Annotated in this window: 27 protein-coding genes and 1 riboswitch; of the genes, 12 read left to right on the forward strand and 15 right to left on the reverse strand. The window is 72.1% G+C overall.

Going from position 1 to position 24,312, the window contains the following annotated elements:
• Positions 1-8: 8 nt before the first annotated feature.
• Positions 9-584, forward strand: coding sequence for a TetR/AcrR family transcriptional regulator (locus tag ACFSZT_RS10810; RefSeq protein ID WP_377384231.1), 576 nt, complete (start codon positions 9-11; stop codon positions 582-584).
• Between the two features lie 10 nt (positions 585-594).
• Here ACFSZT_RS10810 and ACFSZT_RS10815 read toward each other — a convergent pair whose 3' ends face one another.
• Entirely contained in the window at positions 595-1,137 is a 543-nt protein-coding gene (locus ACFSZT_RS10815) for a sigma factor-like helix-turn-helix DNA-binding protein (RefSeq protein ID WP_377384234.1), read from the reverse strand.
• A 66-nt stretch (positions 1,138-1,203) separates the two neighbouring features.
• On the opposite strand from ACFSZT_RS10815, the gene ACFSZT_RS10820 reads away from it, so the two are divergent.
• On the forward strand, positions 1,204-1,908 hold the full coding sequence (locus tag ACFSZT_RS10820; protein WP_377384236.1) for a zf-HC2 domain-containing protein: 705 nt from the start codon (positions 1,204-1,206) through the stop codon (positions 1,906-1,908).
• A gap of 1 nt (position 1,909) precedes the next feature.
• Here ACFSZT_RS10820 and ACFSZT_RS10825 read toward each other — a convergent pair whose 3' ends face one another.
• The gene (locus tag ACFSZT_RS10825; protein WP_377384238.1) at positions 1,910-3,307 is read right to left on the reverse strand and encodes a class II fumarate hydratase; all 1,398 of its coding nucleotides are present in this window, start codon (positions 3,305-3,307) and stop codon (positions 1,910-1,912) included.
• Positions 3,308-3,409: 102 nt separating this feature from the next.
• Here ACFSZT_RS10825 and ACFSZT_RS10830 point away from each other — a divergent pair, with 102 nt between their 5' ends.
• Positions 3,410-4,408: an NAD(P)/FAD-dependent oxidoreductase gene (locus tag ACFSZT_RS10830; RefSeq protein ID WP_377384240.1), complete on the forward strand. Its 999-nt coding sequence runs from the start codon at positions 3,410-3,412 to the stop codon at positions 4,406-4,408.
• Here the strand turns inward: ACFSZT_RS10830 and ACFSZT_RS10835 are convergent, their stop codons facing one another.
• From ACFSZT_RS10835 to ACFSZT_RS10860, 6 genes are all read right to left on the reverse strand, one after another.
• Positions 4,409-5,182 (reverse strand): S1 family peptidase, encoded by a 774-nt coding sequence (locus ACFSZT_RS10835; RefSeq protein ID WP_377384434.1) that lies wholly within the window; start codon positions 5,180-5,182, stop codon positions 4,409-4,411.
• 8 nt (positions 5,183-5,190) lie between these two features.
• Positions 5,191-6,246: a class II fructose-bisphosphatase gene (gene glpX, locus ACFSZT_RS10840; RefSeq protein ID WP_377384243.1), complete on the reverse strand. Its 1,056-nt coding sequence runs from the start codon at positions 6,244-6,246 to the stop codon at positions 5,191-5,193.
• 109 nt (positions 6,247-6,355) lie between these two features.
• Entirely contained in the window at positions 6,356-6,625 is a 270-nt protein-coding gene (locus ACFSZT_RS10845; RefSeq protein ID WP_377384436.1) for an exodeoxyribonuclease VII small subunit, read from the reverse strand.
• A 17-nt stretch (positions 6,626-6,642) separates the two neighbouring features.
• Positions 6,643-7,059 carry a hypothetical protein gene (locus ACFSZT_RS10850; protein ID WP_377384245.1) on the reverse strand — a complete coding sequence of 139 codons (417 nt, stop codon included), beginning with the start codon at positions 7,057-7,059 and terminating at the stop codon, positions 6,643-6,645.
• A gap of 4 nt (positions 7,060-7,063) precedes the next feature.
• The gene (xseA, locus tag ACFSZT_RS10855) at positions 7,064-8,320 is read right to left on the reverse strand and encodes an exodeoxyribonuclease VII large subunit (RefSeq protein WP_377384248.1); all 1,257 of its coding nucleotides are present in this window, start codon (positions 8,318-8,320) and stop codon (positions 7,064-7,066) included.
• A complete protein-coding gene (locus ACFSZT_RS10860) occupies positions 8,317-8,949 on the reverse strand; it encodes a lipid droplet-associated protein (protein WP_377384251.1) in 633 nt (210 codons plus the stop codon). Before ACFSZT_RS10860 ends, xseA begins: the two co-directional genes overlap by 4 nt.
• Before the next feature lie 117 nt (positions 8,950-9,066).
• Between ACFSZT_RS10860 and ACFSZT_RS10865 the strand changes: the two genes are divergently transcribed.
• Positions 9,067-10,095 carry a 4-hydroxy-3-methylbut-2-enyl diphosphate reductase gene (locus ACFSZT_RS10865; protein ID WP_377384254.1) on the forward strand — a complete coding sequence of 343 codons (1,029 nt, stop codon included), beginning with the start codon at positions 9,067-9,069 and terminating at the stop codon, positions 10,093-10,095.
• Between the two features lie 349 nt (positions 10,096-10,444).
• Here ACFSZT_RS10865 and ACFSZT_RS10870 read toward each other — a convergent pair whose 3' ends face one another.
• Complete coding sequence (locus tag ACFSZT_RS10870) at positions 10,445-11,452, reverse strand: DUF6542 domain-containing protein (protein WP_377384256.1); 1,008 nt, start codon at positions 11,450-11,452, stop codon at positions 10,445-10,447.
• Between the two features lie 148 nt (positions 11,453-11,600).
• The gene (locus ACFSZT_RS10875) at positions 11,601-12,518 is read right to left on the reverse strand and encodes a DNA recombination protein RmuC (protein WP_377384259.1); all 918 of its coding nucleotides are present in this window, start codon (positions 12,516-12,518) and stop codon (positions 11,601-11,603) included.
• A 162-nt stretch (positions 12,519-12,680) separates the two neighbouring features.
• Between ACFSZT_RS10875 and ACFSZT_RS10880 the strand changes: the two genes are divergently transcribed.
• Both ACFSZT_RS10880 and ACFSZT_RS10885 read left to right on the forward strand, forming a co-directional pair.
• Positions 12,681-13,847, forward strand: coding sequence for an exonuclease SbcCD subunit D (locus tag ACFSZT_RS10880; protein WP_377384261.1), 1,167 nt, complete (start codon positions 12,681-12,683; stop codon positions 13,845-13,847).
• Positions 13,844-16,813: an AAA family ATPase gene (locus tag ACFSZT_RS10885; protein ID WP_377384264.1), complete on the forward strand. Its 2,970-nt coding sequence runs from the start codon at positions 13,844-13,846 to the stop codon at positions 16,811-16,813. Before ACFSZT_RS10880 ends, ACFSZT_RS10885 begins: the two co-directional genes overlap by 4 nt.
• 183 nt (positions 16,814-16,996) lie before the next feature.
• On the opposite strand, the gene ACFSZT_RS10890 is transcribed toward ACFSZT_RS10885, so the two are convergent.
• A complete protein-coding gene (locus tag ACFSZT_RS10890; RefSeq protein WP_377384266.1) occupies positions 16,997-17,503 on the reverse strand; it encodes a methylated-DNA--[protein]-cysteine S-methyltransferase in 507 nt (168 codons plus the stop codon).
• On the reverse strand, positions 17,500-19,404 hold the full coding sequence (locus ACFSZT_RS10895) for a DNA-3-methyladenine glycosylase 2 family protein (RefSeq protein ID WP_377384269.1): 1,905 nt from the start codon (positions 19,402-19,404) through the stop codon (positions 17,500-17,502). The genes ACFSZT_RS10890 and ACFSZT_RS10895 overlap by 4 nt, the downstream gene beginning before the upstream one ends.
• Positions 19,405-19,499: 95 nt before the next feature.
• On the opposite strand from ACFSZT_RS10895, the gene ACFSZT_RS10900 reads away from it, so the two are divergent.
• Positions 19,500-19,817 (forward strand): hypothetical protein, encoded by a 318-nt coding sequence (locus ACFSZT_RS10900; RefSeq protein WP_377384272.1) that lies wholly within the window; start codon positions 19,500-19,502, stop codon positions 19,815-19,817.
• Positions 19,818-19,853: 36 nt separating this feature from the next.
• Positions 19,854-20,936 carry a redox-regulated ATPase YchF gene (gene ychF, locus ACFSZT_RS10905; RefSeq protein WP_377384274.1) on the forward strand — a complete coding sequence of 361 codons (1,083 nt, stop codon included), beginning with the start codon at positions 19,854-19,856 and terminating at the stop codon, positions 20,934-20,936.
• A gap of 9 nt (positions 20,937-20,945) precedes the next feature.
• On the opposite strand, the gene ACFSZT_RS10910 is transcribed toward ychF, so the two are convergent.
• Positions 20,946-21,425 carry a PaaI family thioesterase gene (locus tag ACFSZT_RS10910; RefSeq protein ID WP_377384277.1) on the reverse strand — a complete coding sequence of 160 codons (480 nt, stop codon included), beginning with the start codon at positions 21,423-21,425 and terminating at the stop codon, positions 20,946-20,948.
• A gap of 79 nt (positions 21,426-21,504) precedes the next feature.
• Between ACFSZT_RS10910 and ACFSZT_RS10915 the strand changes: the two genes are divergently transcribed.
• From ACFSZT_RS10915 to ACFSZT_RS10930, 4 genes are read left to right on the forward strand one after another with little or no spacing between them, the layout of a single operon-like run.
• Positions 21,505-21,705, forward strand: a complete 201-nt coding sequence (locus ACFSZT_RS10915) for a hypothetical protein (protein ID WP_377384280.1) — start codon at positions 21,505-21,507, stop codon at positions 21,703-21,705.
• Between the two features lie 49 nt (positions 21,706-21,754).
• Positions 21,755-22,093 (forward strand): ArsR/SmtB family transcription factor, encoded by a 339-nt coding sequence (locus ACFSZT_RS10920; RefSeq protein WP_377384283.1) that lies wholly within the window; start codon positions 21,755-21,757, stop codon positions 22,091-22,093.
• Between the two features lies 1 nt (position 22,094).
• Positions 22,095-22,568 carry an SRPBCC family protein gene (locus ACFSZT_RS10925; RefSeq protein WP_377384286.1) on the forward strand — a complete coding sequence of 158 codons (474 nt, stop codon included), beginning with the start codon at positions 22,095-22,097 and terminating at the stop codon, positions 22,566-22,568.
• Positions 22,565-23,188, forward strand: a complete 624-nt coding sequence (locus ACFSZT_RS10930) for a maleylpyruvate isomerase family mycothiol-dependent enzyme (protein ID WP_377384289.1) — start codon at positions 22,565-22,567, stop codon at positions 23,186-23,188. The genes ACFSZT_RS10925 and ACFSZT_RS10930 overlap by 4 nt, the downstream gene beginning before the upstream one ends.
• A 279-nt stretch (positions 23,189-23,467) precedes the next feature.
• Here the strand turns inward: ACFSZT_RS10930 and ACFSZT_RS10935 are convergent, their stop codons facing one another.
• Complete coding sequence (locus tag ACFSZT_RS10935) at positions 23,468-23,695, reverse strand: hypothetical protein (RefSeq protein WP_377384292.1); 228 nt, start codon at positions 23,693-23,695, stop codon at positions 23,468-23,470.
• Between the two features lie 167 nt (positions 23,696-23,862).
• Positions 23,863-24,153, reverse strand: coding sequence for a 4a-hydroxytetrahydrobiopterin dehydratase (locus ACFSZT_RS10940; RefSeq protein ID WP_377384295.1), 291 nt, complete (start codon positions 24,151-24,153; stop codon positions 23,863-23,865).
• A gap of 33 nt (positions 24,154-24,186) precedes the next feature.
• Positions 24,187-24,297: riboswitch (TPP riboswitch) on the forward strand.
• Positions 24,298-24,312 lie beyond the last annotated feature (15 nt).

The following is a 24,312-nucleotide window of genomic DNA, read 5'->3' on the forward strand; positions in this document are numbered from 1 at the left end:
GTCACGGTGTGGCTGAGGAACTCACGTTGACCCCGGCGGCCGAGCGCGTGCTCGAGGTGGCGGGACGGCTTTTCTACGAGAACGGCATTCACGCCGTCGGCGTCGAGTCCATCGCATCCGAGGCCGGGGTCACGAAGAAGACACTCTACGACCGGTTCGGCTCCAAGGACGCGCTCATCCGGCTGTACCTGAGCCGCCGCGACGAACGCTGGCGTGAGCACATGCTCAGCGTGGTCGAGCGGCGCGGCCGGATCACACCCGCCCGGCGGCTGCTGCTCGTGTTCGACGCCATGGAGGAGTGGATCGCCACCGAGAACCCACGCGGGTGCGCGTTCGTCAACGCGCAGGCCGAACTGCCGGACGCCTCGCACCCGGCTCGCGAGGTGATCCGCGAGCAGAAGCAGTGGCTCCTCGACTACCTGCGCACGCTGGCGCGGGAGGCGGGCGTGCGCAACCCGCGCAAGCTCGCCACGTCGCTGCTCGTACTGCTCGAGGGCGCCACGGTGACCGCCTCGCTCGGCGTGGTGCCGGGCGCTGTCGGCAACGCCAAGGACGTCGCGCGGCAGCTCATCGACGCCAGCTGACGCCGCCCGCTCAGGAGAGGCTCGCCGCGCGGCCTTCCTCGCCGCCGAGGGCGGAGACGAGCTGCTCGCGCGCCCGGAAGACGCGCGAGCGGATGGTGCCCACCGGACATCCGCAGACCTCGGCGGCTTCGGCGTAGGAAAGCCCGGCCACCTGGGTGAGCACGAACGCCTCGCGGCGCTCGTCGTCGAGGGCGGAGATCAGCTCGTGCAGCACCACGAGCCTGCCGTGGTCCGGCCATCCGGGGACGACGTCGTCACCGATCGGTTCCGGCGCCGTCCGCGGCCGCCGCGCCCGCGACCGCACGTGGTCGGCGGCGACCCGGCGTGCGATCGCGAACAGCCACATCCGTGCGGGCGAGCGAGCCTCGAAACCCGGCAGCGCCGCGAACGCGCGCAGGTAGGTCTCCTGCACGAGGTCCTCGGCCGAACGTGGATCGGACAGGTAGGCCAGCAGCCGGTGCAGCTGGGCGCGGGTCGCCGCGACGAAGCGCTCGGCCGCGGCCCGGTCGCCGTCGGCCGCCAGCAGCGCGCAGGTGGTGATCTCGTCGTCCACGGGAGGAGACCCTAGATCACGTGGCGGCCCGGGAACTTTTCCGGAACGCGTGGCAACCTGCACGGTATGGACTGCAGGACCGCACGTGAGGCGATCTCGGCCACCCTGGACGGTGAGGAGCCCGGCGTCCCGCTCGCCCAGCTCGACGAGCACGTCGCCGGATGCCGTCCGTGTTCGGTGTGGCGGGACGGAGCCGCGGAGGTCACGCGCATGGCGCGGCTCGCGCCGGTCGGCGAGCTGCCGGACGTGACCGATCGGGCCCTCGCCGGATTCGACCCGGTCCGGCGGAGGGCCCGGCGCGGGCGGCTGCGCTGGGCGGTCGCCGTGGCGGCGTTGTGCCAGCTCGGAGTGGTGGTGGCCCAGTTCCTCGTGCCGGACCCCCTGCACGGCGGTGGGCACCTGCTCAACGAGACCGCCGCGTTCAACCTCGCCGTCGCGGTGGCCCTGCTCTACGTCGCCGCGCGGCCGGAGCGGGCTCGCAGCCAGTGGCCGGTGCTGCTCACCGTCTCGGCCGCACTCGTCGTGCTCTCGGTGGCCGACGTCGTGCAGGGCGCCGTGGGCTGGGGTCGGCTCGGCACCCATGTGCCACTGCTGGCCGGGGCGCTGCTCACCGTGCTGCTCGGCACCGGCGAGTCCGGCGAGCCGCGGCCGGGAAGAGGACGTGCCACGCCGCGCTGGTTCGCCCGCTCCGCGACGGCCGCGCAACGCCGGGAGCACCGGCCCGGCGCGCGCGAGCATCACCAGCCGCCCGCCGCCCGCCGGGCCGCCTGACCTACTTGCCGCCGCGGGCCATGCGCAGCACGTCGAGTGCCTCGTCCAGCTGCTCCTCGGTGAGCTTGCCGTTCGCGACGTGGCCGCGCTCGATGACGACCTCACGGATCGTCTTGAGCTCCTTGAGGGCCTGCTTCGCGACGGCCGCCGCCTCCTCGTAGCCGAGGTAGGCGTTCAGCGGCGTCACGATCGAGGGCGAGCCCTCGGCGTAGGCCTTGGCCCGCTCGGTGTTCACGGTCAGCCCGGCGAACACCTTGTCCGCCAGCAGCCGCGACACCGCGGCGAGCAACCGGGCGGACTCCAGCACGTTGCGCGCGATCACCGGCAGGTTCACGTTGAGCTGGAAGTTGCCTTGCGCGCCCGCGAACGCCACGGCCGCGTCGTTGCCGATCACCTGCGCCACCACCTGCAGCGTGGCCTCCGGAATCACCGGATTCACCTTGCCCGGCATGATCGACGACCCCGGCTGCAGGTCCGGCAGTGCCAGCTCGGCCAGCCCGGTGCGCGGGCCGGAGCCCAGCCAGCGCAGGTCGTTGGCGATCTTGTTCAGCGACACCGCCACCGTGCGCAGATGACCGGAGGTCTCGACCACGCCGTCCTGCGAGGCCTGCGCCTCGAAGTGGTTGCGGGCTTCGGTGAGCGGCAGGCCGGTGACCTTCGCCAGCTCGTCCGCCACGGCGGCGCCGAAGCCGTCCGGCGCGTTGAGTCCACTCCCGACGGCCGTGCCGCCGATGGGCAGCTCGCCGAGCCGGGGCAGGCCGCTGCGCAGCCGCTCGATGCCGAACCGCACCTGCGCCGCCCACGCGCCGGCCTCCTGACCGAGCGTGATCGGCACGGCGTCCATCAGGTGCGTGCGGCCGGACTTCACCACGTCCGCCCACTCGGCCGCGCGTTCCTCGATGACCGTGGCCAGGTGGTCCAGTGCCGGGATGACGTCCCGCAGCACGGCCTCGGTGGCCGCGACGTGGATCGTGGTCGGGAACGTGTCGTTGGACGACTGCGACGCGTTGACGTGGTCGTTCGGATGGACGTCCCGGCCGAGCGCGCGGGAGGCGAGCGTGGCGATCACCTCGTTGGCGTTCATGTTGGACGACGTGCCCGAGCCGGTCTGGAACACGTCGATGGGGAAGTGATCGTCGTAGCGGCCCTCGGCGACCTCGTCGGCGGCGCTCGCGATGGCCGCGGCGAGGTCGGCGTCCAGCACGCCCAGTCGTGCGTTGACGCGGGCGGCAGCGGCCTTGAGCAGGCCGAGCGCCCGGATCTGCGAGCGCTCCAGACCACGGCCGGAGATGGGGAAGTTCTCGACGGCACGTTGCGTCTGCGCGCGGTACAGGGCGTCGGCGGGGACCTTCACCTCGCCCATCGTGTCGTGCTCGATCCGGAATTCCTGTTCAGCCATGACGCCAGTCTGGCGCAGCGTCGGAGGCCCCGCCCGGTGTCGTTGCGCACTAAGATCGGTTGCCGAGACGGCCACCCACCACTGGCGGAAGGGCGGTGAGCCATGGGCTCGCCAGCAGAGTTGTCGGTCGACGTGCTCATCGTCGGCGCCGGGCCCACCGGCCTGTTCGGGGCGTACTACGCGGGATTCCGGGGGCTGTCCATGGCCGTCGTGGACTCGCTGCCCGAGGCGGGCGGGCAGGTGACCGCGATGTACCCCGAAAAGATGATCTTCGACGTCGCCGGGTTCCCGGCCGTGCGTGGCCGTGACCTCGTCAAGGGCCTGCTGGAGCAGGCGGGCCAGTGGAACCCCACCTACCTGCTCGGGCGCAAGGCCGAGACACTCGAGACCGTCGGCGACGGCCTCGAACTGACCCTGGACGGCGGCGACGTCGTGCGGGCGAAGGCCGTGCTCATCACGGCGGGCATCGGCGAGTTCACGCCCCGGCCGCTGCCCGCGGGCGACGGCTGGCTCGGCAGGGGCCTCGTGCACTTCATTCCGGCGCTCGACGCGTACGCCGGCCAGGACGTCGTGGTGGTCGGCGGCGGCGACTCGGCGTTCGACTGGGTGCTCGCCCTGCACCCCATCGCCCGCAGCGTCACGCTGGTGCACCGCCGGGCGAAGTTCCGGGCGGCCGAGTCGATCGTCCGGCAGGCGCGCGAGACCGGGATCCGGATCATCACCGACGCCGAGGTCACCGCCCTGCGCGGCGATGACGGCACCGGCGAGGGCAGGCTCGCCGAGGTGGAACTGGACATCAAGGGCAGCGGCCGGGAGGTGTTGCCCGCGCAGACGGTCGTGGCGGCGCTCGGCTTCACCGCCTCCCTCGGGCCCATCGAGGACTGGGGTCTGCAAATCCACCAGCGCGCCATCGCCGTCGACTCCACGATGGCGACCGCCCGCGAGCGCGTCTACGCGGCCGGGGACGTCGCGGCCTACCCGGGCAAGGTGAAGCTCATCGCCACCGGCTTCGGTGAGGCGGCCACGGCCATCAACAACATCGCCGTCAGCATCGACCCGGCCGCGCACCTGTTCCCCGGCCACTCCAGCAACGCCGAGTGACTACGCGGCGGGCGAGCTGCTCACGCGGTCGTTGATCCACGGCGCGTAGGCCACCGCCGAGGTGTAGATCGACGGGGCCGCGCCGCACACGGCCCGGTCGTCGCCGGACCTGCTGGACAGCCCGGTGAGCCGCCACCGTCCGTCCACGTGCACCAGCTGCGGGCCACCGGAGTCGCCGTAGCAGGCGCCGCCCTTGCCGCCGGGGTTGTCCGTGCACAGCTCCTTCGCGGCATCGAACGCCGCCGTGCAGCGCGTGCCGTCGACGATCGTGGTGTCGAGTTGCCGCAGCATCGCCGGCGCCTCCCCGCACCCCTGCGTCGGGCACGTCTGCCCCCAGCCGAGCAGCCGGGTCCTGGTGCCGACCGGAGCGTCCGTGGCGAGTTCGACGGGTTGCGCGCGCACCGGTGCCGACAGGCGCACGAGCGCGAGGTCACCACCGGCCGCGCCCAGGTTGTAGTCGGGGTGCACGACGACCTCGGCCGGCCGTGCGATTTCCCCGCCCCGGGTGCGGTCGGCGCTGCCGATGCGTGCGCTGAACTCGCCCGGCGTGCGCTGTTCCACGCAGTGGGCTGCGGTGAGCAGCCACTGCGGGCGGATGAGAGAGGCGCCGCAGAAGTGCTCACCGGCACCCTGCTGCAGCGACGCCATGAACGGGTAGGGCTGATCGGACTCGGATCCGCCGATCAGGTACGGCTGGGTCGCGGACACCGGGGACGGCCACGCGCACACCACCATGACGGCGGCCGCGAGGATGCCCGCGACCCGGCTCAACAGTTCTCGCATCAGGGAATCGGGGGTACGACGTCCTGGTCCGCGGCGCCGTCGAAGTCGACCGAGGAGTACGCCCGCAGCTTGGTGAGCCGGTGATAGCCGTCGATCATCCGGACGGTGCCCGACTTGGAGCGCATCACGATCGACTGCGTCGTCGCGCCGCCCGCACGATAGTGCACGCCCCGGAGTAGATCACCGTCGGTGACGCCGGTGGCGCAGAAGAACACGTTGTCGCCGCGCACGAGGTCGTCGGTGGTGAGCACGCGGTCGAGGTCGTGCCCCGCGGCGAGCGCCTTCTCCCGCTCGGCGTCGTCCTTCGGCCACAGCCTGCCCTGCAGCTCACCGCCCAGGCACTTCAACGCGCAGGCCGCGATGATGCCCTCGGGGGTGCCGCCGATGCCGAGCAGCATGTCGACACCGGTGGTCGGCCGGGCCGCCGCGATGGCGCCCGCGACGTCACCGTCACTGATGAACCGGATGCGCGCGCCGGCCTCCCGGACCTCCTTGACGATCGACTCGTGCCGCGGGCGGTCGAGGATGCACACGGTGACGTCGGAGACACCGCTGTGTTTGGCCTTGGCGACCCGGCGGATGTTCTCGGCGATCGGCGCCGACAGGTCGACCACCCCCGCCGCCTCCGGGCCGACCGCGAGCTTCTCCATGTAGAACACCGCGGACGGGTCGAACATCGCGCCCCGCTCGGCGACGGCGAGCACGGCGAGCGCGTTCGGCATGCCCTTCGACATCAGGGTGGTGCCGTCGATCGGGTCCACGGCGACGTCGCAGTCGGGTCCGTCGCCGTTGCCGACCTCCTCGCCGTTGAACAGCATGGGCGCCTCGTCCTTCTCGCCCTCGCCGATCACGACGACACCGCGCATGGACACGGTTCCGATGAGCTGACGCATCGCATCGACCGCCGCGCCGTCGCCGCCGTTCTTGTCGCCCTTGCCGACCCAGCGGCCCGCGGCCATCGCCGCCGCTTCGGTCACGCGCACCAGCTCCATCGCGAGGTTGCGGTCCGGAGCCTCGACTCGTCTCGGCGTGTTGCTGGGCTGGCTGGCGGTCATGGTGGCCTCCCGGATGGCATCTTCGACGCGGTCGACGCGGCGTTGACGTGACTACAGTCGGACTGACTACAGTCTGCGCGAGCCTGCGTTCATGGAGTTATCACGGACGTCACTCCGAGTCGCCGCCGGCGGAGCCGGCCGCCTCCTCGGTGTCCTCGTCCGACGTGTCCTCCACCGTAGCCAGCGCGGCTTCGATGCGCTCCCGGGCTCCCTCGAGGTGCCTCTCGCACAGCCTCGCCAGCTTCTCACCGCGCTCCCACAGCGCGAGCGACTGCTCCAGTGACAGCCCGCCCGCCTCGAGCTCGCGTACCACCTCGACGAGTTGGTCCCGTGCCTGCTCGTAGCCGAGGTTGGTCAGGTCGCCGTCCGGTTCGCTCACGGTGTCCGTCTGCCGCCTCACGTCGTCGATGCTGTGGTGCCCTGCGCGCACACTACCGCGCTGGCCATCGCGTGGTCGTACCCGATGAACGCCCTGGCGAACTCGCCGCCGTCGCCGTCCGCGATCGCCTCCTCCAGCTGCGACTGGGCGAGCGCCACGCGCCTGCGATGCGCCGACCCTTCGGCGAACCACCAGCGCGTCCCGGCGTAGAGCGAGGTCGCCTCGGACAATCTACGCAGCCGTGGCACCAGCTCGGCGGGGCCCACGGAGCCGCACCCGGCCAGCAACGCGGTCCAGCAGTCCGCGGCGGCGGTGTCGGCCTCCGCCGCACGGCGGCGCACCGTGACCGCCCGATCGTGGTGATCGTCCGTGGCGGTGCGGCAGGCGTGCTCGGCTGCCTCCCTGGTCAGCGGGAGGAACGTGCCCTGGTGCACACCATCACTCCTCGCGTGCGTGGGTGGTCGCCGTGATCGCGCCGTCGGCCACCCGCACGCGCAGCGGGGTGCCCTCGGCAACATCGGAGACGGATCGCAGCACCCGGAGGTTGCCTTCCGGGTCGGTGAACTGCACGACGGCGTAGCCGCGTTCGAGTGTCGCCGAGGGTCCCAGTGCCGTGAGCCGCGCCCGCGCGGACGTCAGCGCGCTCTGCTCGTGGGTCAGTGTGGTGAGGATCGCGCGTCGGCCGCGTTCGACGTACGTCGTGACGTCCGCGGCCCGGCGTTCGACGGGCCCGAGCGGGTCGGCGAGCGACGGACGGCTGCGGAGCTGGTCGAGCAGCCTGCACTGGGTGTCGACCCAGCCGTGCAACGCGCGCCGCGCGCGGTCGCGGAGCTGGTGCACCCGCGCCGTTTCCTCGCGGACGTCCGGCACGACGGTCTTGCCCGCGTCGGTCGGTGTCGAGCAACGCCGGTCGGCGACGAGGTCGAGCAGCGGCGAGTCCGGCTCGTGCCCGATGGCGCTCACCACGGGCGTTCCCGCGGCCGCGACCGCCCGGCACAGCGTCTCGTCGGAGAACGGCAGCAGGTCCTCGACGCTGCCACCACCACGGGCGATGACGATCACATCCACGTCCGGATCGGCGTCCAAGGTGGAGAGTGCGCGGACGATCTGAGGAACCGCGCTGACGCCTTGCACGGCGGTGTTGACGACGTGGAACTTCACCGCGGGCCAGCGGGTCTGCGCGTTGACGAGTACGTCATGTTCGGCCGCCGACGCGCGGCCGGTGATGAGGCCCACGCCGCGCGGGAGGAACGGCAGCGGGCGCTTGCGCTCGGGCGCGAACAGGCCTTCGGCCGCGAGGAGCTTGCGCAGCCGTTCGATCCGGGCCAGCAACTCACCGATGCCGACCGCGCGGATCTCGTTCGCCCGCAGACTGAGGCTGCCGCGGCCGAGGAAGAACGTGGGCCGGGCGTGCACGACGACGCTGGCGCCGTCCCGCAACGGCGGGTCGATGGAGCGCAGCAGCCGCATCGGGCACGTCACCGACATCGACACGTCGGCGGCCGGGTCGCGCAGGGTCAAAAACGCGGTCTGCGTGCCGGGTCTGGCCGAGATCTGGGTCACCTGGCCCTCGACCCACACGGCGCCGAGCCGGTGGATCCATTCGGCGATCTTGCGCGCGACCGTGCGGACGGGCCAGGGATTCTCCGCGGTCGACGGCTGGCCCGCCGACCGGGTGGCCGGTTCGGTGCTCACCGCTCGGCCGTGCCCCCTCCGGTGTCGGCGCTGCCCGCCCCGTCGTGCAGTTCCGCCCGGACGTTGCCGATGCGGCGGGTGAGCATGCCGGTGAACGACGGCCGGTTGGCGTGGTCGCGCTCGTAGGCGAGCAGTTCCTCCAGCTCGGCCAGCGTGTAGTGGCGCAGCCGGGTACGCAGCTGCGGCAAGGTGAGCTCGTCGTAGTCGGTGACGCCGGCCGGCGCGTAACCCGGCGCGCCGGGGCTGTCGAACTCGCCTTCGCGGTGTTCCTCGCCGAGTGCCCGCGACTCGGCCCCCCACGGGTCGTCGAACGAGGAGGCCGTCGCGGGTCCGGCCGCACCGTTCGTCGTCGGTGCCGCGGCGCCGGGGACGTCCTGGTCGTCGTCGATGTCCTCGTCGAAGGTCGCCCAGCTCGGCTCCTCGTCCGCCGGGCGCAGCGACGCCAGCGCGTCGTCACCCTTGATGGCGAGCTCGGTGACGTGCTGCTGGACCCGCATGGACGTCTGCAGGACCTGGCTGGCGACCGTCACCGGCAGCTCGATGAGCTGCTTCGGCAGGTCGCGAGCCCGCTCGACCGTCGTGACGGCGAGGCCGGCGGCTACCCGCAGCGGGAACGGGAGATGCTTCATGCCCCTAGCGTGCCGCAGATGGAGCGTCCTGCCCAGCGGGCCGGGACGATGCGTGTCGCGCGTCCCATGAGGTCGTCTCGGGTCTTGTCGCATCCGCTCGGCCCGTACCCTTGAGGTATGAGTGCAGCGAGTCCCGGAACAGAGCCTGCCACCAGCGAATCGATCGACGCGCGTGACGGCGCGGCCGGAACCGGTGGTAAGCGCGTTCTGCTGGCCAAGCCGCGCGGGTACTGCGCCGGAGTCGACCGGGCCGTGATCACGGTCGAGAAGGCGCTCGAGATGTACGGCCCGCCGGTGTATGTGCGCAAGGAGATCGTGCACAACCGCCACGTCGTGGACACGCTGCGGGAACGTGGTGTGATCTTCGTCGACGAGACCTCGGAGGTGCCCGAGGGTGGGCTGGTCGTGTTCTCCGCCCACGGGGTGTCGCCCGCGGTGCGCGCCGAGGCGGAGGAGCGAAACCTGCGCACCATCGACGCGACGTGCCCGCTCGTGACGAAGGTGCACAAGGAGGTCAACCGGTTCGCCCGGAACGACTTCGACATCATGCTCATCGGCCACGAGGGCCACGAAGAGGTCGAGGGCACCTCGGGCGAAGCGCCCGAACACGTCCAGCTTGTCGACACGCCCGAGGACGTCGACAAGGTGCAGGTCCGCGATCCGTCCAAGGTCGTGTGGCTCTCGCAGACGACGCTGAGCGTGGACGAAACGATGGAGCGCGTCGAGCAGCTCCGGGCGCGGTTCCCGGAGATCGCTGACCCGCCGAGCGACGACATCTGCTATGCGACCTCCAACCGTCAGGTGGCCGTCAAGGCCATGGCCGCCGAGTGTGACCTGGTGCTGGTGGTGGGCTCGCGTAACTCGTCGAACTCGCAGCGCCTGGTGGAGGTCGCTCTGCAGGCGGGTGCTCGCCGGGCGCACCTGGTCGACTACGCACACGAGGTGGACGAGTCCTGGCTGGACGGCGTCGAGACGGTAGGCGTCACCAGTGGCGCGTCGGTGCCGGATGTGCTGGTGATGGAGCTGCTGCAGTGGCTGTCCGACCGCGGCTGGGCCGACGTGCAGGAGGTCACCACGGCGAACGAGAAGATCTCGTTCGCGCTGCCGCGTGAGCTGAGGGCAGGCGCCGGCAGCAGCGTCCGGTAAGGCGGCGGCAGCAGCGTCCGTAAGGCGCCGGGCAGCAGCGTCCGGTAAGGCGGGTCCGGCCGGTCACGGTCCACGGCCTCCGGCTGGCGTTACTGGGGTCCGGCTACCCGTCCGTTGCGGATGCGGGTGCCGGCGCGGATTCCCGTGCTTGTTCGGCTGCCCGGTGTGGTCCGGCTGCCCGGTGTGGTCCCGTTGCGTGGTTGTGGTCCGGACGCTCGGTCCCGGTCCGGCTGTCCGGCGCCGGTCCCGCTGCCCACGGTGCTGGTTCGGCTATCGCCTGGGGCGAGGCATTCCGTCCGACAGGAAGGACCGGCCTCATACAGGCCACGGCAACCGTGGCGGCGAGCCGTCAGCCGTCGTTCTCCCACGGCCTGCGCCGGCGCGGCGGCCGCTCGGGACGGCCCGGGTCGGCTCCTCCACGGCCAGGTGGCGGTTCCTCGCCGCGCGGACGGCGCGGTCGCTTAGGACCCGGAATCGAATCCGGCCACTCCTCGAGGCGTCGTCTGCGTTCGGCGGCGTCCGGCGGCACCCGCGGCGGACGTGCCGGGCGTCCGGACCGTTCACGAGGCGGCGTGCCGCCGGACGGGCCGGGATCGCGGTCCGCGGGCCGGGCACGCCGTGGCGGCGGTGCATCCTCCGGGCGCCGACGTCCGCCTGCTGCGCCGGCGCCCGCCACTGCGGCACCCGGCGTGCCCTGACCGCCGCGTCGCGGTGGTTCTCCCCGGCCCGCAGCGCGACCCTCGTCACGGCTCTCGGGCGGCTTGGATTTGGCCGGGGGCTTCCGCTTCGCCTCGCCCGCGGCGGACTTCGCGGCACCGCGCGCGTCGTCGGGGCGCTTCTTCGGCGTGCCTTCTGCCCGGGCGCCCTTGGCGCGCGGCTTCGCCGACGCCTCCGGATCACGCTCGCGGTACATGCGGTAGAGCCCGAGGCCCACGGTGAGGGCGGTGGTGACGGCCATCATCGGGAAGCCGTTGATGAGCGGGGTGCCGATGGCCAGCAACTTGGCCAGCGTGTCGCTGCTCTCCGGCAGTCCGGAACCCGTCAGCACGACGGCGGGCACCGTGACGGCGAGGATCAGCGGCGGCTGCACCATCGGGCCGAACAGGTTGCGTCTGCGCACCGCGCCGACGGCGGTCACCGCGCCGATGAGGTAGATCACGTGGAACAGGACGCTCAGCCCGTCGTTGATCTGGGTGTCCAGAACGGCGCCCACGACTGCCGTGCCGAAGGCGAGCAGCACCGCTCCCCACCAAGGCAGACCGCGCCGGGCGCCGAGGGCCGCGCGCTCATCCCACGGGATGTGCGCGTCCTCGTTCGCGGCGTCAGGATCGCTCCGGCGATCGCGTATGGCGGTCACGAGGCAACACCGTATCCGGTAGGCATCGAAAACCCACTACCGCTCCGCAGCTTCGTTACTGCACTGCACCCGTAAGTGGCCTACCGCACACCTGCGCCACCCATGGCCGACTGGTATGGACCATGGTGTCCGTTTTCGTCGAGCTCCGTCAGTTCGCGGCCAGTTCGTCTCCCTTTCTGATCGCAGGCACGGCGGCCGGGCTCGCGGCCGCCTCCGTCAACGGGGACACGCTCGCCCGGAAGCTCTCGAGCGCCTCGAGCTCCCTGCGGCGAGCGGACAAGAACCGTTGCAGATGGGTGCTGGACAGATTGACCGCATCCACCGCGTTGCCCGCCGCGCGATGAGCGGAGGCCGCGGTCGAGCGCACGCGTTCCACGTCCTCCACGAGGGTCCGTTCCGTGGCCGCGAACATGGCCGCCGACGCGATGACGGCGAACCCGGTCGGCCCGCACAGGAAGACGCGCCGGTCGAGCATCCAGCGCAGCAACTCCGGATCGGTGTCGAGCGCGGCGACGACGGCGGCGTCCGACGGGACGAACATCACCGTGCCGTAGATCGCATCGGCCCACCGCTGGTAGCCCTTGCTTGCGAGTTCCGTCGCTCGTGACCGGAGATTGCGGACGTGGACCCGCAGCGCGTCGAGTCGCTCCTCCGGATCGTCCGTCTCGACCGCTTCCGCCCAGCAGGCCAGGCTCGCTTTCGCGTCGACCGGCACGGTCCGGTCGCCGCCGACCCGCAGCACCATGTCCGGCTTCGCCGCACCACCGCCCGCGAGATCGGTCTGGAGCGTGAAATGCAGGCCCTCCCGCAGGCCCAGCGCGCGAGCGGTCTCCACCAGCACCTGCTCGCCGAGCTCGCCCCGGCCGCTGATGGAGGCGAAGGCGACCTCGTAGCGGCGCAGCGCCGCCTGTTGCTCGTCCACCCGGGCCCGCTCGACGTCGACCTGCCGCGCGGCCGCATCGGCCCTGCGCATGCCGTCCTGATACAGCCGCCACAACATGACGACCGCTCCCGCCAGCAGCACCGCGACGACCAAGGCCGCTGTGGCGAGCACCGTCGAAGCCACGGGCAGCGCTCCTTTCTCCTGTCCGACCGACGTGATCGATTGCTCGCATCATGGCGTACGGCACCGACAAAATCCGCCCACTCGCGGATCGAACACACGTTCGAGTGACACGCCGGTCGTTGTTGCGGTGTTCTGTCGCCCCGCCGTCCTAGCGTTGATCGCGTGCGGATGCTGCATACCTCGGATTGGCACGTGGGACGGACCTTTCACGGCGCCGATCTCCTCGCCGAGCAGGACACGGTCCTGCGTCACCTCGCCGGCCTCGTGGCCGACGAGGCGGTCGACGTCGTCCTTGTCTCGGGCGACATCTACGACCGCGCCGTGCCCTCGGCCGAGGCGGTCCGGGTGGCCACGAGCGCGCTCAGGCGCATCCGCGAGGCGGGCGCCCAGCTCGTCATCACGCCGGGCAACCACGACTCCGCGGCGCGCCTCGGGGCGTTCGCCGACTTCGCGGCGGCGGGCGGTCTGCACCTGCGCACGACGGTCGCCGGCATCGGCGAGCCGGTCGTGCTGCAGGACGAGCACGGGCCGGTCGCCATCTACGGAATTCCTTACCTGGAGCCGGAAACCGCACGGCACGCGCTCGGCGCTCCGGAGGCTCGCGGGCACACGGGCGTGCTCACGGAGGCGATGCGCCGGGTCCGCGACGACCTCGCGAGCCGGCCGGCCGGGACCCGGTCCGTGGTGCTCGCGCACGCGTTCGTCACCGGTGGCGTCGGTTGTGACTCCGAGCGAACGATCGCGGTCGGGGGAGTGGAGCAAGTTCCGGGTTCGGTGTTCGACGGTGTCGACTATGTCGCGCTTGGACACTTGCACGGCGCGCAGACGTTGGACGACCGGATCCGGTACTCCGGGAGCCCGCTGGCGTATTCGTTTTCCGAGATGTCGCAACGGAAATCGGTGTGGCTGGTCGATGTGGACGGTTCGGGCCTCGCCGGGGTCGAACGACGCGACTTCCCGGTGCCGCGCAGGCTGGCGACGATGCGGGGGATGCTCGCCGAGTTGCTGGAGTCTCCGGACTACGCCGAGTTCGCGGACTGTTTCGTGTCCGCGACGCTGACCGACCGCGTGCGGCCGGTGGACGCCATGCGCAAGCTGCGCGACCGCTTTCCCTACGCCGTGCACCTGGACTGGGAGCCCGAGGGCGGTCCACCGGCCGTGCTCCGGTACGCCGAGGCGGTGCGGGGGCGGTCCGACGCCGAGATCGCGCGCAGCTTCCTCGACGACTGCCGGGGCGCGCCGCCCAGCGAGCGGGAACAGGCGTTGCTGGTCGCCGCGCTGGAGACCGTGGGCAAGAGCGATCCAGACCAGGACGGTGATATCCGGTGAGATTGCATCGGCTCGAGGTCTGTGCCTTCGGTCCCTACGCCAGCCGCGAGGTGGTCGACTTCGACGCGCTGGGCACCGACGGACTGTTCCTGCTGCACGGCGACACCGGTGCCGGGAAGACGACGCTGCTCGACGCGGTGGCGTTCGCGTTGTTCGGCACCGTGCCCGGAGCGCGTGGCCAGGTGAAGCGGTTGCGGTGCGACCTCGCCGATCACGACACGGCGACCGAGGTCGCGCTGGAGCTGACCGTGCAGGGACATCGGCTGCGGGTGGTGCGCAGTCCGGAGTACCAGCGACCGAAGCGGCGCGGTGACGGGTTCACGACCCAGCAGGCGAAGGCGTCGTTGAGCTGGGTCGGCGAGCCGCCACCGGGGTTGCCCGCCGACGGGATCACCCGGATCGACGAGGTGTCCCGCACCGTGCAGCGGCTGCTCGGGATGAGCGCCGAACAGTTCTTCCAGGTGGTGCTCCTGCCTCAGGGAGAGTTCGCCCGGTTTCTGCGCGCGGACACGGCTGAACGTGAGCAATTGCTCGAACGGCTCTTCGGCACCCAGCGCTTCGCCGAGGCCGAGAAGTGGTTCCGGGAGCTGCGGACCACGCGGGGCCGGGAGCTCGAGCAGCGGCGGCAGGTCGTGCGCGAATGGGTCGCCCGCATCGCTCAGGTCGCCAAGGAGGACGCGCCGGACGACGACCTGGACGCGTGGCTCGACGACGTGCGGATGCGGACGGCCGATGCCGTCGCGGCGGCCGAACGTGCCGGACGGGAGGCCGCGCAGGCCCGGGACCGGGCCGATGCCGTGTTGGAGGAACGCCGGGTGGCGGCCGAGCGGGTACGCCGGGTTCGGGCCGCGTCCGAGAGCCTCGCGGCGCTGGAGAAGGAAGCCGACCGGCGGGCCGGGTGGAAGGCGGAGCTCGCGGCCGCCCGGCGCGCGGCCACTGTCACCGGGCTCGCGGCCGAGGCCGACCGGCAGCGCGTGCGGTTCGACCAGGCACGTGACGCGGAGGCCGCCGTGCGTGAGGAGCTGCTCGCGGCGGGGGTCGACGGCGTCGACAGCGAGGTCGCGGTGGTACGGCGGCGCGCGGGTGAGCTCCGCGAGGAGGCAGGCGCACTGGCCGGGCTCGTCGCGGAGGCGGAACAGCAGCAACGGGACCGCACCCGCCTGCGTGATCTCGCGGAGACCGCGACCTACGCCGCGGCCCAGGCGACCGCGCTCGGCGAGAAGCTGGAAGGCCTCCCGGAACGGTTGAAGGAACTGCGCGCAGAACTCGACCGGGCCGCGGAGGCAGCGGTCCGGCTCGACGGGCTGCGCGAACGCGAAGCAGAACTCGCCGCCGCGCTGGCCGACGCCGAGCGGCTTCCCGGGTTGGAGAGTGCGGCCGCACGTGCCCTCGAGGCGGAGCAGGCAGCGGTCGACGCCCACCAGAACGCGCGGGAAGCGCTCCTCGATCTCCGCGACCGCCGTCTCGCCGGTATGGCGGCGGAGCTGGCCGCGGGGCTCCGGGACGGTGAACCGTGCGCGGTCTGTGGTTCGGCCGACCACCCCGCACCGGCGGCCGCGACCGCACTGGTGGGCGAGGCGGAGGAACGCGCCGCCGCCGAGCGCGAGCAGACCGCCGAACAGCGCAGGCACCAGGCCGTAGCCGCACGGCATGAGGCCGACCGCGCCGTGGCGGCGGTTCGGGAACGGCTTCGGGACCGGACGGCCGAGCAGCTCGCGCACACACTCGGGGACGTGCGCGACGAGCTCGCCACGCTCGGTGAGCTGGCCGCCCGGAAGGCCAAGCTCGACGGCCTGGTCCGCGCGGCCGAGGCCGAGCACGAGGAATTGGTGGCCGAGCGGACCGCCGCCGAGCGGACGGCAGCCACGGCGGAGGAGCAGCGCCGCTCACTCGACGACCAGGTCCGGCAACGGCAGCGGCGACTGGACGCGGCCGCGGGCGGGTTCGCCGATGTCTCCGAGCGGCGCGCCCACCTGGTCGCCGTCGTCGGGATGCTCGAGACGCTCGCCGACGCGCGCACCGCGTGCGACGCCGCGCGGGCGAGGCTGGACGAGCATCTCGCCGCCGTGCGGGACGCCGCGCGGCAGGCCGGGTTCGACACGGTCGAGGCCGCCCGCGACGCCGCGCGCTCCGAGGCCCGCATCGCCGAGCTGGAGCGGGCACTCGCCGACGCCGAGACCGCGGAAGCCACCGCGCGCGCCGTACTGGCGGAGCCCGAACTGGCGGGTGTGTCACCCGACGATGTCGTCGACGTGGAGTCGGCTCGGGCGGCCGCCGAGCTGGCCCGGTCGCGGGCGGAGGCGGCGGCCGCCACCCTGCAGGCGGAGACCCAGCGGGCTCGAGACCTCGAGGGACTCGTCGGGAAGCTCGGCTCGGCGCTGGCGGAGCTCGCCCCGGCCGAGGAGGAGTACGCCGAGCTGGACGCGCTGACCGACGTCGTGAACGGCCGTGGGCAGAACGCGCGCCGCATGTCGTTGCGGTCCTACGTGCTCGCGGCGCGGCTCGAGGAAGTCGCGGTCGCGGCGACGGCGCGGCTGCGGTCGATGAGTCACGGGCGGTACTCGTTCGTGCACTCCGACGCCGCCGGGGCGCGCGGCACCCGGGGCGGGCTCGGGCTGGACGTGCTCGACGACTACTCCGGGACGGTGCGTCCGGCGAAAACCCTGTCCGGCGGGGAGTCGTTCCTCGCGTCGCTGTCGCTCGCGCTGGGGCTGGCGGACGTCGTGGCGGCGGAGACCGGCGGCGCCCTCCTTGACACCCTGTTCGTGGACGAGGGATTCGGCACCCTCGACGGCGAGACGCTCGACGTGGTCATGGACGTGCTCGACGAGTTGCGTGCCGGTGGCCGGGTCGTCGGTCTGGTGTCCCACGTCGAGGAGCTGCGCCAGCGGATCCCGACGCGGTTGCGGGTACGCAAGTCCCGCACCGGTTCGTCGGTGCAGCTGGAGGGAGCAGTGGCCGCCTGACGCGCCGACCGGTTACCGGCGTACGTCGCCCCGTCGTCGTGGCCTGGCGGCTTGCGTTGCCGGCCCGTCGACGCGCCGGCCCGCCTGACGCCGCGTCTCGCCGGGTGTCGTGGTCCGGTGTGAGTCGCGCATGCTCCGAGCCGTGCCGTCCATCGGGCTCCGGGCGCCAGCGGCGTGGTCGTGTCAGCGGACCGCGGCCTCGTGGTCCAGCAGCCAGCGCTTGACGGGAAGGCCCCAGCGGAAGCCGCCGAGTGCACCGCCGGCCCGCAGCACCCGATGACAGGGCACGAACAGAGCGGCGGAGTTGCGGGCGCACGCGGACGCGGCGGCGCGGATGGCGTCCGGTCTTCCGGCGAGGGCGGCCAGGTCTCCGTAGGTCACCGGCTTGCCCGCCGGCACCGTGCGCAGGACGTCCCATGCCTGCTGGAGGAATTCGCCCGAGAGCTGGCGGACCGGGATGGGATCGACCGCGTCGAATTCGCCGGCGTGGTAGCGGCGCACCGCCGTGGTGACCGGCCCGAGGTCCCGCTTCTCGCGAAGCTCGCCGGGGCGGAGCCGCGGCGACATGACCGCGACGAGTTCGGCAGGGCCGGCCGTCCAGCCCGACGCCAGCACCGCCCCGTCCGTGGCGACCAACGCGGTGAACGGACCGATCGGCGTGTCCTGTGTGGACCAGTGGGCGATGCTCATCGGTTTCCTCCTGGGTGGGCGGCGGCGCGCCAGAGATACATGCCTGCATAGGACCGCCATGGCCGCCATGCCTGGGCGCGGTCGGTGAGGTCGTTGGGATCGATGCCGACGGCGGCCGCGCCCTTACGCAGCGCGAGGTCACCGTCGAGCAGGACGTCGGGGTGGCCGAGCACCCGCATGGCGACGTAGTCGGCGCTCCACGGTCCGATGCCAGGCTGGGCGAGCAGGTCGGCGCGGAGCTCGCCGGGGTCACGGCCGACGTGAACGTCGAGGTCACCGGAGGCCAGGGCGGCCGCGACGGTGCGGATCGCCTCGACCCGGCGCCTCGGTCCGCGCAGGACGTCCGGCGCGTGCTCGGCGATGGCCGACGCGCTGGGGAACAGCAGGTGCGGTTCGCCGCTGTCAGCCGGTACCGGATCGCCGAGCGCGGCCGCGAGGTGACCCGCGGCCGTTCGCGCTGCGGCGACCGACACCTGCTGGCCGAGCATGGCCCGCAGCACGAGCTCCCCGCCGTCGACCGCTCCCGGCACCCGGATTCCGGGTGTCGCGGTGACCAGCGGCGCGAGCACCGGGTCGGCCTGGAGTACGTGGCCGACCGCCAGCGGGTCGGCGTCGAGATCGAGCAGGCGGCGGACCCGGGTGACGGCATTGCCGAGGTCGCGCACGTCGGTGAGCCGGAGATCGCAGTGGACGTGGGTCTCCATGGGCGTCAGGCGGACGAGGCCACTGCCGTGGGGCAGGCGCAGCGTGCGGCGGTAGCCGTCGGTGACGTCTTCGACGCCCGGCACGGCACGTGCGGCCAGGAAGGCGAGCACGCCGGCGCCGTCGAACGGCGGACGCACCGGCAGGCGCAGACTCAGCCGCGTGCCCGCCGGGGGAAGGGCGTCCGGAGGTGGGGCGATGTCGGTTCCGGCTGCGCCGGCGGCGCCCCGAGCTGGGTGAGGTGTGTCGTCGGGCTGCGACATGCCGCCCCCGGAACCGGCGCCGGCGACCTCGGCCGTGCCGGACGCGGCGCGGGGTGGCCGGCTCGGTCCGGCTCCGTCGGGGCGAGTGGTACCGGCCGTACCGGTGCCGCCCGGAGCTCCGACGAGACGAGCGGCGCCGGAGTGGCGAACGCCTGCGGCCGTGGCCGCGGATGCCGCCGGCACACCGTCGCCCGACCGCACACCGTCGCCCGACCGCACACCGTCGCGCGACCGCACACCGTCGCGCGACCGCACACCGTCGCGCGACCGCACACCGCCGCCCGGCCGCGCGCCGGCGACCGACGACCCGTCAGGATGCCGCGCCGCGGTACCCCGTCGGACCGCCGCCGTCCGCAACTGCGAGGGCGTGCTGGCGAACACCTCCCGGATCGTGTCGTTGAACTGGCGCACGCTCGCGAACCCGGCCGCGAAGGCGACCTCGGTGAGCGGGAGCGGGGAGAGCTCGATGAGCAACCGGGCCGAGTGCGCGCGGTGAGCCCGGGCGAGCGCGAGCGGACCGGCGCCCAGCTCGGCGGTCAGCACGCGGCCGAGCTGGCGCTCCGAATAGCCGAGCCTGCGGGCCAGCCCGGGCACGCCCTCGCGCTCGACGGTTCCCTCGGCGATCAGCCGCATCGCGCGGGCGGCGAGGTCGGCGCGCACGTTCCATTCCGGCGAGCCCGGGACCGCGTCGGGCAGGCAGCGGCGGCAGGCGCGGAAACCGCGGGCCTGTGCGGCCGCGGCCGTGGGGAAGAACTCGACGTTGTGAGCCTTCGGGGTCATGGCCGGACACGACGGGCGGCAGTAGATGCCGGTGGTGCGCACCGCGACGATGAACTGGCCGTCGAACCGCGCGTCACGGGACATGACGGCGCGGTAGCACCGCTCGCTGTCGCGCCAGATGCTCCGGTCCGCCACGGGAGCCGCCGAATGGGTCATGTCGTCGATCCTGCCAGCGAGGTCAGCGACCCGGCTCGCGGAAATCGGACATCACGGACCTGCGTCCGGAACAGGCTGCCCGTACCGTCGAGGCCATGAGCGCGCACAGCTACCGGCGGCCACTACGCATGCTCGTCGCGATCGCCGCGGCGGCGGGGGCGATCGGGGTTGTCTCGGCGTGTGACGACCCGGCTCCTCCGCAGGACGGCGGCGGCAACCAGCAGGAGGACGGTGGCGGCCGGCAACAGGATCAGCAGAACAATCCGAACAACAACCAGAACAACCAGGACGACGACCAGAACGACAACGACCAGAACGACAACGACCAAGACGACGACGGCCAGAACGACGACCGGGACGACAATCAGGAGGACAACCGGGACGACCAGAACGACGACGGGGACGACGGCTGAGCAAGCCCCGGGTACCGGCACGTACACTTGCGTGTCGTGAGTTTGACCCTCGGCATCGTCGGGCTGCCCAACGTCGGCAAGTCCACCCTGTTCAACGCCCTGACGCGCAATGACGTGCTCGCCGCGAACTATCCGTTCGCGACGATCGAGCCCAACGTCGGCGTCGTCCCGCTGCCCGACCCACGCCTGGACAAGCTCGCCGAGATGTTCGGCTCGGCGAAAGTCGTGCCGGCCACCGTGTCGTTTGTGGACATCGCGGGCATCGTGAAGGGCGCGTCGGAGGGTGCCGGGCTCGGCAACAAGTTCCTCGCCAACATCCGCGAGGCCAACGCGATCTGCCAGGTCATCCGGGTGTTCGACGACCCCGACGTGACCCACGTGGACGGCCGGATCGACCCGATGTCCGACATCGAGACGATCAACACCGAGCTCATCCTCGCGGACCTGCAGACGCTCGACAAGGCGCTGCCGCGGATGGAGAAGGAAGCTCGCACCAAGAAGGACGCGCGGCCGGCGTTCGAGAACACCCAGCGCGCGAAGGAGATCCTCGACTCCGGGCGCACGCTCTTCGCCGCGCAGAACGCGGTCGATCTCGACGGCCTGCGCGAGCTGAGCCTGCTCACCGCCAAGCCGTTCCTGTACGTCTTCAACGCCGACGAGGGCGTGCTCACCGACCAGGGCAAGCGGGACGAGCTGGCCAAGCTGGTGGAGCCGGCCGACGCGGTGTTTCTGGACGCGAAGGTCGAGGCCGAGCTGCTCGAGCTCGACGACGAGGAGTCCGTGCGGGAGCTGCTCGAGTCGGTGGGCCAGCCGGAGCCGGGCCTGCATGCGCTGGCCCGTGCCGGGTTCCACACGCTCGGCCTGCAGACCTACCTCACGGCGGGGCCGAAGGAGGCGCGCGCGTGGACCATCCCGCAGGGCGCCACCGCTCCCCAGGCCGCGGGCGTCATCCACACCGATTTCGAGCGCGGTTTCATCAAGGCCGAGGTCGTGTCGTTCGACGATCTGGTCGAGGCCGGTTCCATGGCGGCGGCCCGCGCGGCGGGCAAGGTCCGCATGGAGGGCAAGGACTACGTGATGGCCGACGGCGACGTCGTGGAGTTCCGCTTCAACGTCTGACGCGGCCGGTCACGTCCGCGGCCGCCAGCGCTTCCACACCGCCGTACCCGTGGCGCGGGTCTTGCCGCCCCAGTGGATGTGGGACACCACCGTCATCTCGGACTCGGCGACCGAGGTGAGTTCCGCGGTCAGCTCCACCGGCTCCCGCAGCGGTGTCGGGCGCAGGAACCGGACGTCGAGTCCGGCCGTGACGAACGCCAGGTCGGCGCCGGGAGCCGGTTTCCAGCCACGCCGGTGTGCCTCCAGCATCACGGCGGCGGCTCCATGGCAGTCGAGCACGGTCGACACGATGCCCCCGTTGAGGAAACCCGCGCCGTTGTCGTGCTCCGGCCACGGCGTGAACGTCGCGCTCACGACGCCGTCGACCTCGAAGCTGCGCAGCCGGAGCCCGCGCGCGTTGGCGGGTCCGCAGCCGAAGCAGTTCAGCGCCGGGTAGTACGTCTCCTGGATGCTCGTCCCGGAGGCACGGGACTGCGGATCGGCGGTCATGGCGACATCATTCCAAGTTCGCCAACCGCGGCCGGGCGGCCTGGGCGCCTATCGTCGGGGTGAGGGAAGGAGGGAATCGATGCCCGCACCCGAACACCCGCGCCCCGACGACCCTCCGGAGCGGCCCGGTCACCAGCCGCCGTTCCCGCGCCGCCGGAAGCCGGAGGGCGCGGCGGAGCAGTACCCGCACGAGACGCCCACGCGCTATCCCGGCAGCGGCGCGCGAATCGAGGGTCTCCCGGAGCCCCCGCGCCCGGCCCCGGAGCCACCAGAAGAGTAAGTGACGGCTTACGGTTGACCGTGGCTTACCGTTCGTCGATACTGGCCGAGTGTCCGGTTACGCTGCTGCCGCGCTCGACGCGCTCGGTGACCCCAACCGCCGCCTGATCCTCGAGCGGCTGGCCGAGCGACCGCAGGCCGTGGGTGTGCTCGCCGCGACCCTGCCGATCTCGCGGCCTGCCGTGTCGCAGCACCTGCGTGTACTGAAGCAAGCCGGCCTCGTCCGCGAATCGGTGGAGGGCACCCGGCACGTCTACCGGGTCGATCCCGCCGGGTTCGCGACCGTTCAGGACTATCTCGGCCGCTTCTGGTCGACCACAATGGACAACTTCGCCCGCCTCGCGGCCGCCGAGGCGGAACGGTCCGGCGAGCCCGGAGAGAGGGCGTGACATGGGTACCGAGTCGATCCCCGAGGTGGAGGTGCGCCGGTCGGTGACCGTGCCGCTCAGCGTTCACCGCGCGTTCGCGCTGTTCACCACCCGCATGACCGAATTCTGGCCACCGGAGCACTCGATCAGCGAGGCCGCGATCGCCGAGGTGGTGATCGAGCCGCGCGTGGGTGGCCGGTGGTACGAACGCGGCGTCGACGGCAGCGAATGCACGTGGGGTCGCGTGGCGGAATGGGAACCGCCCGTGCGGGTGGTTCTGCTGTGGCAGATCGGAGCGAACTGGCAGTACGACCCCGACCTGGAAACCGAGGTCGAGGTGACCTTCACCGAGGAGACGGCCGGGCGCACGCGGCTGGAGCTCCGGCACCGGCACCTGGAGCGCTACGGCGACCAGGCCGACGCGATGTACGCGATCTTCGACTCTCCCGGCGGCTGGGGTGGCACGCTGGACCGGCTCGCGGCGGTGGCGTCATGACCGCGCTGGCGCTCGCCCGGGACGAACGCGCCGACCTGGCGGCGTTCCTCGCGACGCTGACCCCCGAGGAGTGGGAGCAGCCGAGCCTGTGCGAGGGCTGGCGCGTCCGGGACGTCGTCGTGCACCTGCTGAGCTACGAGGACCTCGACCGGCGTGGGCTCGTCCGGCAGTTCGCCCGCGGGTGGTTCCGGCCGAGTCGGGTGAACCAGGTCGGGGTCGCCGAGTATCGCGGCCGGACACCGGACGAGCTGCTCGAGCGGCTGAACACCCATCTGACGCCGCGTGGTCTCACCGCAGGCTTCGGCGGGCTCATCGGGCTGCTCGACGGGCTGATCCACCACCAGGACATCCGCCGCGCCCTCGGCAAGCCGCGCGAGGTCCCGGCCGAGCGGCTGCGGGCCGTGCTGCCGCTGGCGGTCGTCGCGCCGCCGATCCGGGGGTTCTGGCGCTCTCGTGGACTCCGGGTGGTGGCCGAGGACCTGGACTGGGCGAAGGGTCGCGGACCCGAGGTGCGGGGCAACGGGGAACCGCTGGTCATGGCCATCGCCGGCCGCCGCGGGGTGGTCGACGAGCTGACGGGCCCGGGCAAGGCGAAGCTCGCCGCGCGGATCAGGGAGTGACCGCCGGGCGGCCGTGTGCGGGGTGCGAACGACCGGCGGCCATGACGTGACATGTGCCGCCGGTGCCGTCGCGGAGAACCCGTTTCTCAGCCTGCCGCGGCGAGCAGGATGACGAACAGCAGGGTGACCGTGGTGGCGAACGCCGTCACCAGGGCTTGCGTGCGCGGGTCGAGAACGGGGGCGCGGTGCATCAATGGCTCCCCAAGGGCCGAGTGGATGGATTCACCCGTGAGAGCGCCTCGATCATCGGCACTGTTAGCGTCGCGCCGGAAATGTGACTCAGCCCACGCCGCCCTCGTGCTGTCGGCGGTGTCCCTTCGCGGTGTAGTAGAGCACCGCGCACGCCAGCGCGATCATCATCCCGAACGCTGTGCTGCCGACGACGAGTGCCTGGGTGATCTCGTCCCACGGGGCCGACGCCGCCTGCTCGGTCTTCTCGGTCGCCGCGGCGGCGGGCAGCACTCCCGCGCCCAGGGCCATCAGAACCATCAGCCCCAGTGCCGCCATGATCCGGAATCGACGTGGCGACTGTGGCTCGTGCCGGCGTCCCGAGCGGTCGGATCCGTTGGTACCAAAGCTGAATCGGCTCATTCGCACTCCCTCCTGTCGTGGTGGTACCCAGGGAACGCACGACGACAAACAAAGGTTGCCGAGTGGCCGCATCGCGCCCGAGATCACATGGATTCGATGGCGTTGTCGATCTCGCCCGCCAGCGAGACGTCCTTCTCCGTCAGGCCGCCCGCCGAATGCGTGCTGAGCGTGAAATGCACGGTGCGCCAGCGGATGTCGATGTCGGGATGGTGGTTCTCGCTCTCCGCGATCTCGGCGACGCGGTTGACGACTTGAATCGCCTGCGGGAAGCTCGCGAGCTTCGCCTCGCGGGTGATCGAATCGCCGACCCTGCGCCAGTGCGGAAGGTGCTCGAGTGCCTTCTGGATGCGGTCGTCGTCGAGTAGCTCTGCCATGTGTCCAATGGTGAGCCCGGAGCGAGTACGCTGCACGTTTGCCACGGGAGTCCGGCCTGGCCGGGCTGAGAGGTGGGCGCGAGCCCACGACCGTTCGCACCTGATCCGGATCATGCCGGCGCAGGGAGGCGCACTCTCCTTGCCGGACGACGCCGGGCA

It is taken from the genome of Prauserella oleivorans (assembly GCF_042685745.1).
Taxonomy (GTDB): domain Bacteria; phylum Actinomycetota; class Actinomycetes; order Mycobacteriales; family Pseudonocardiaceae; genus Prauserella_A; species Prauserella_A oleivorans.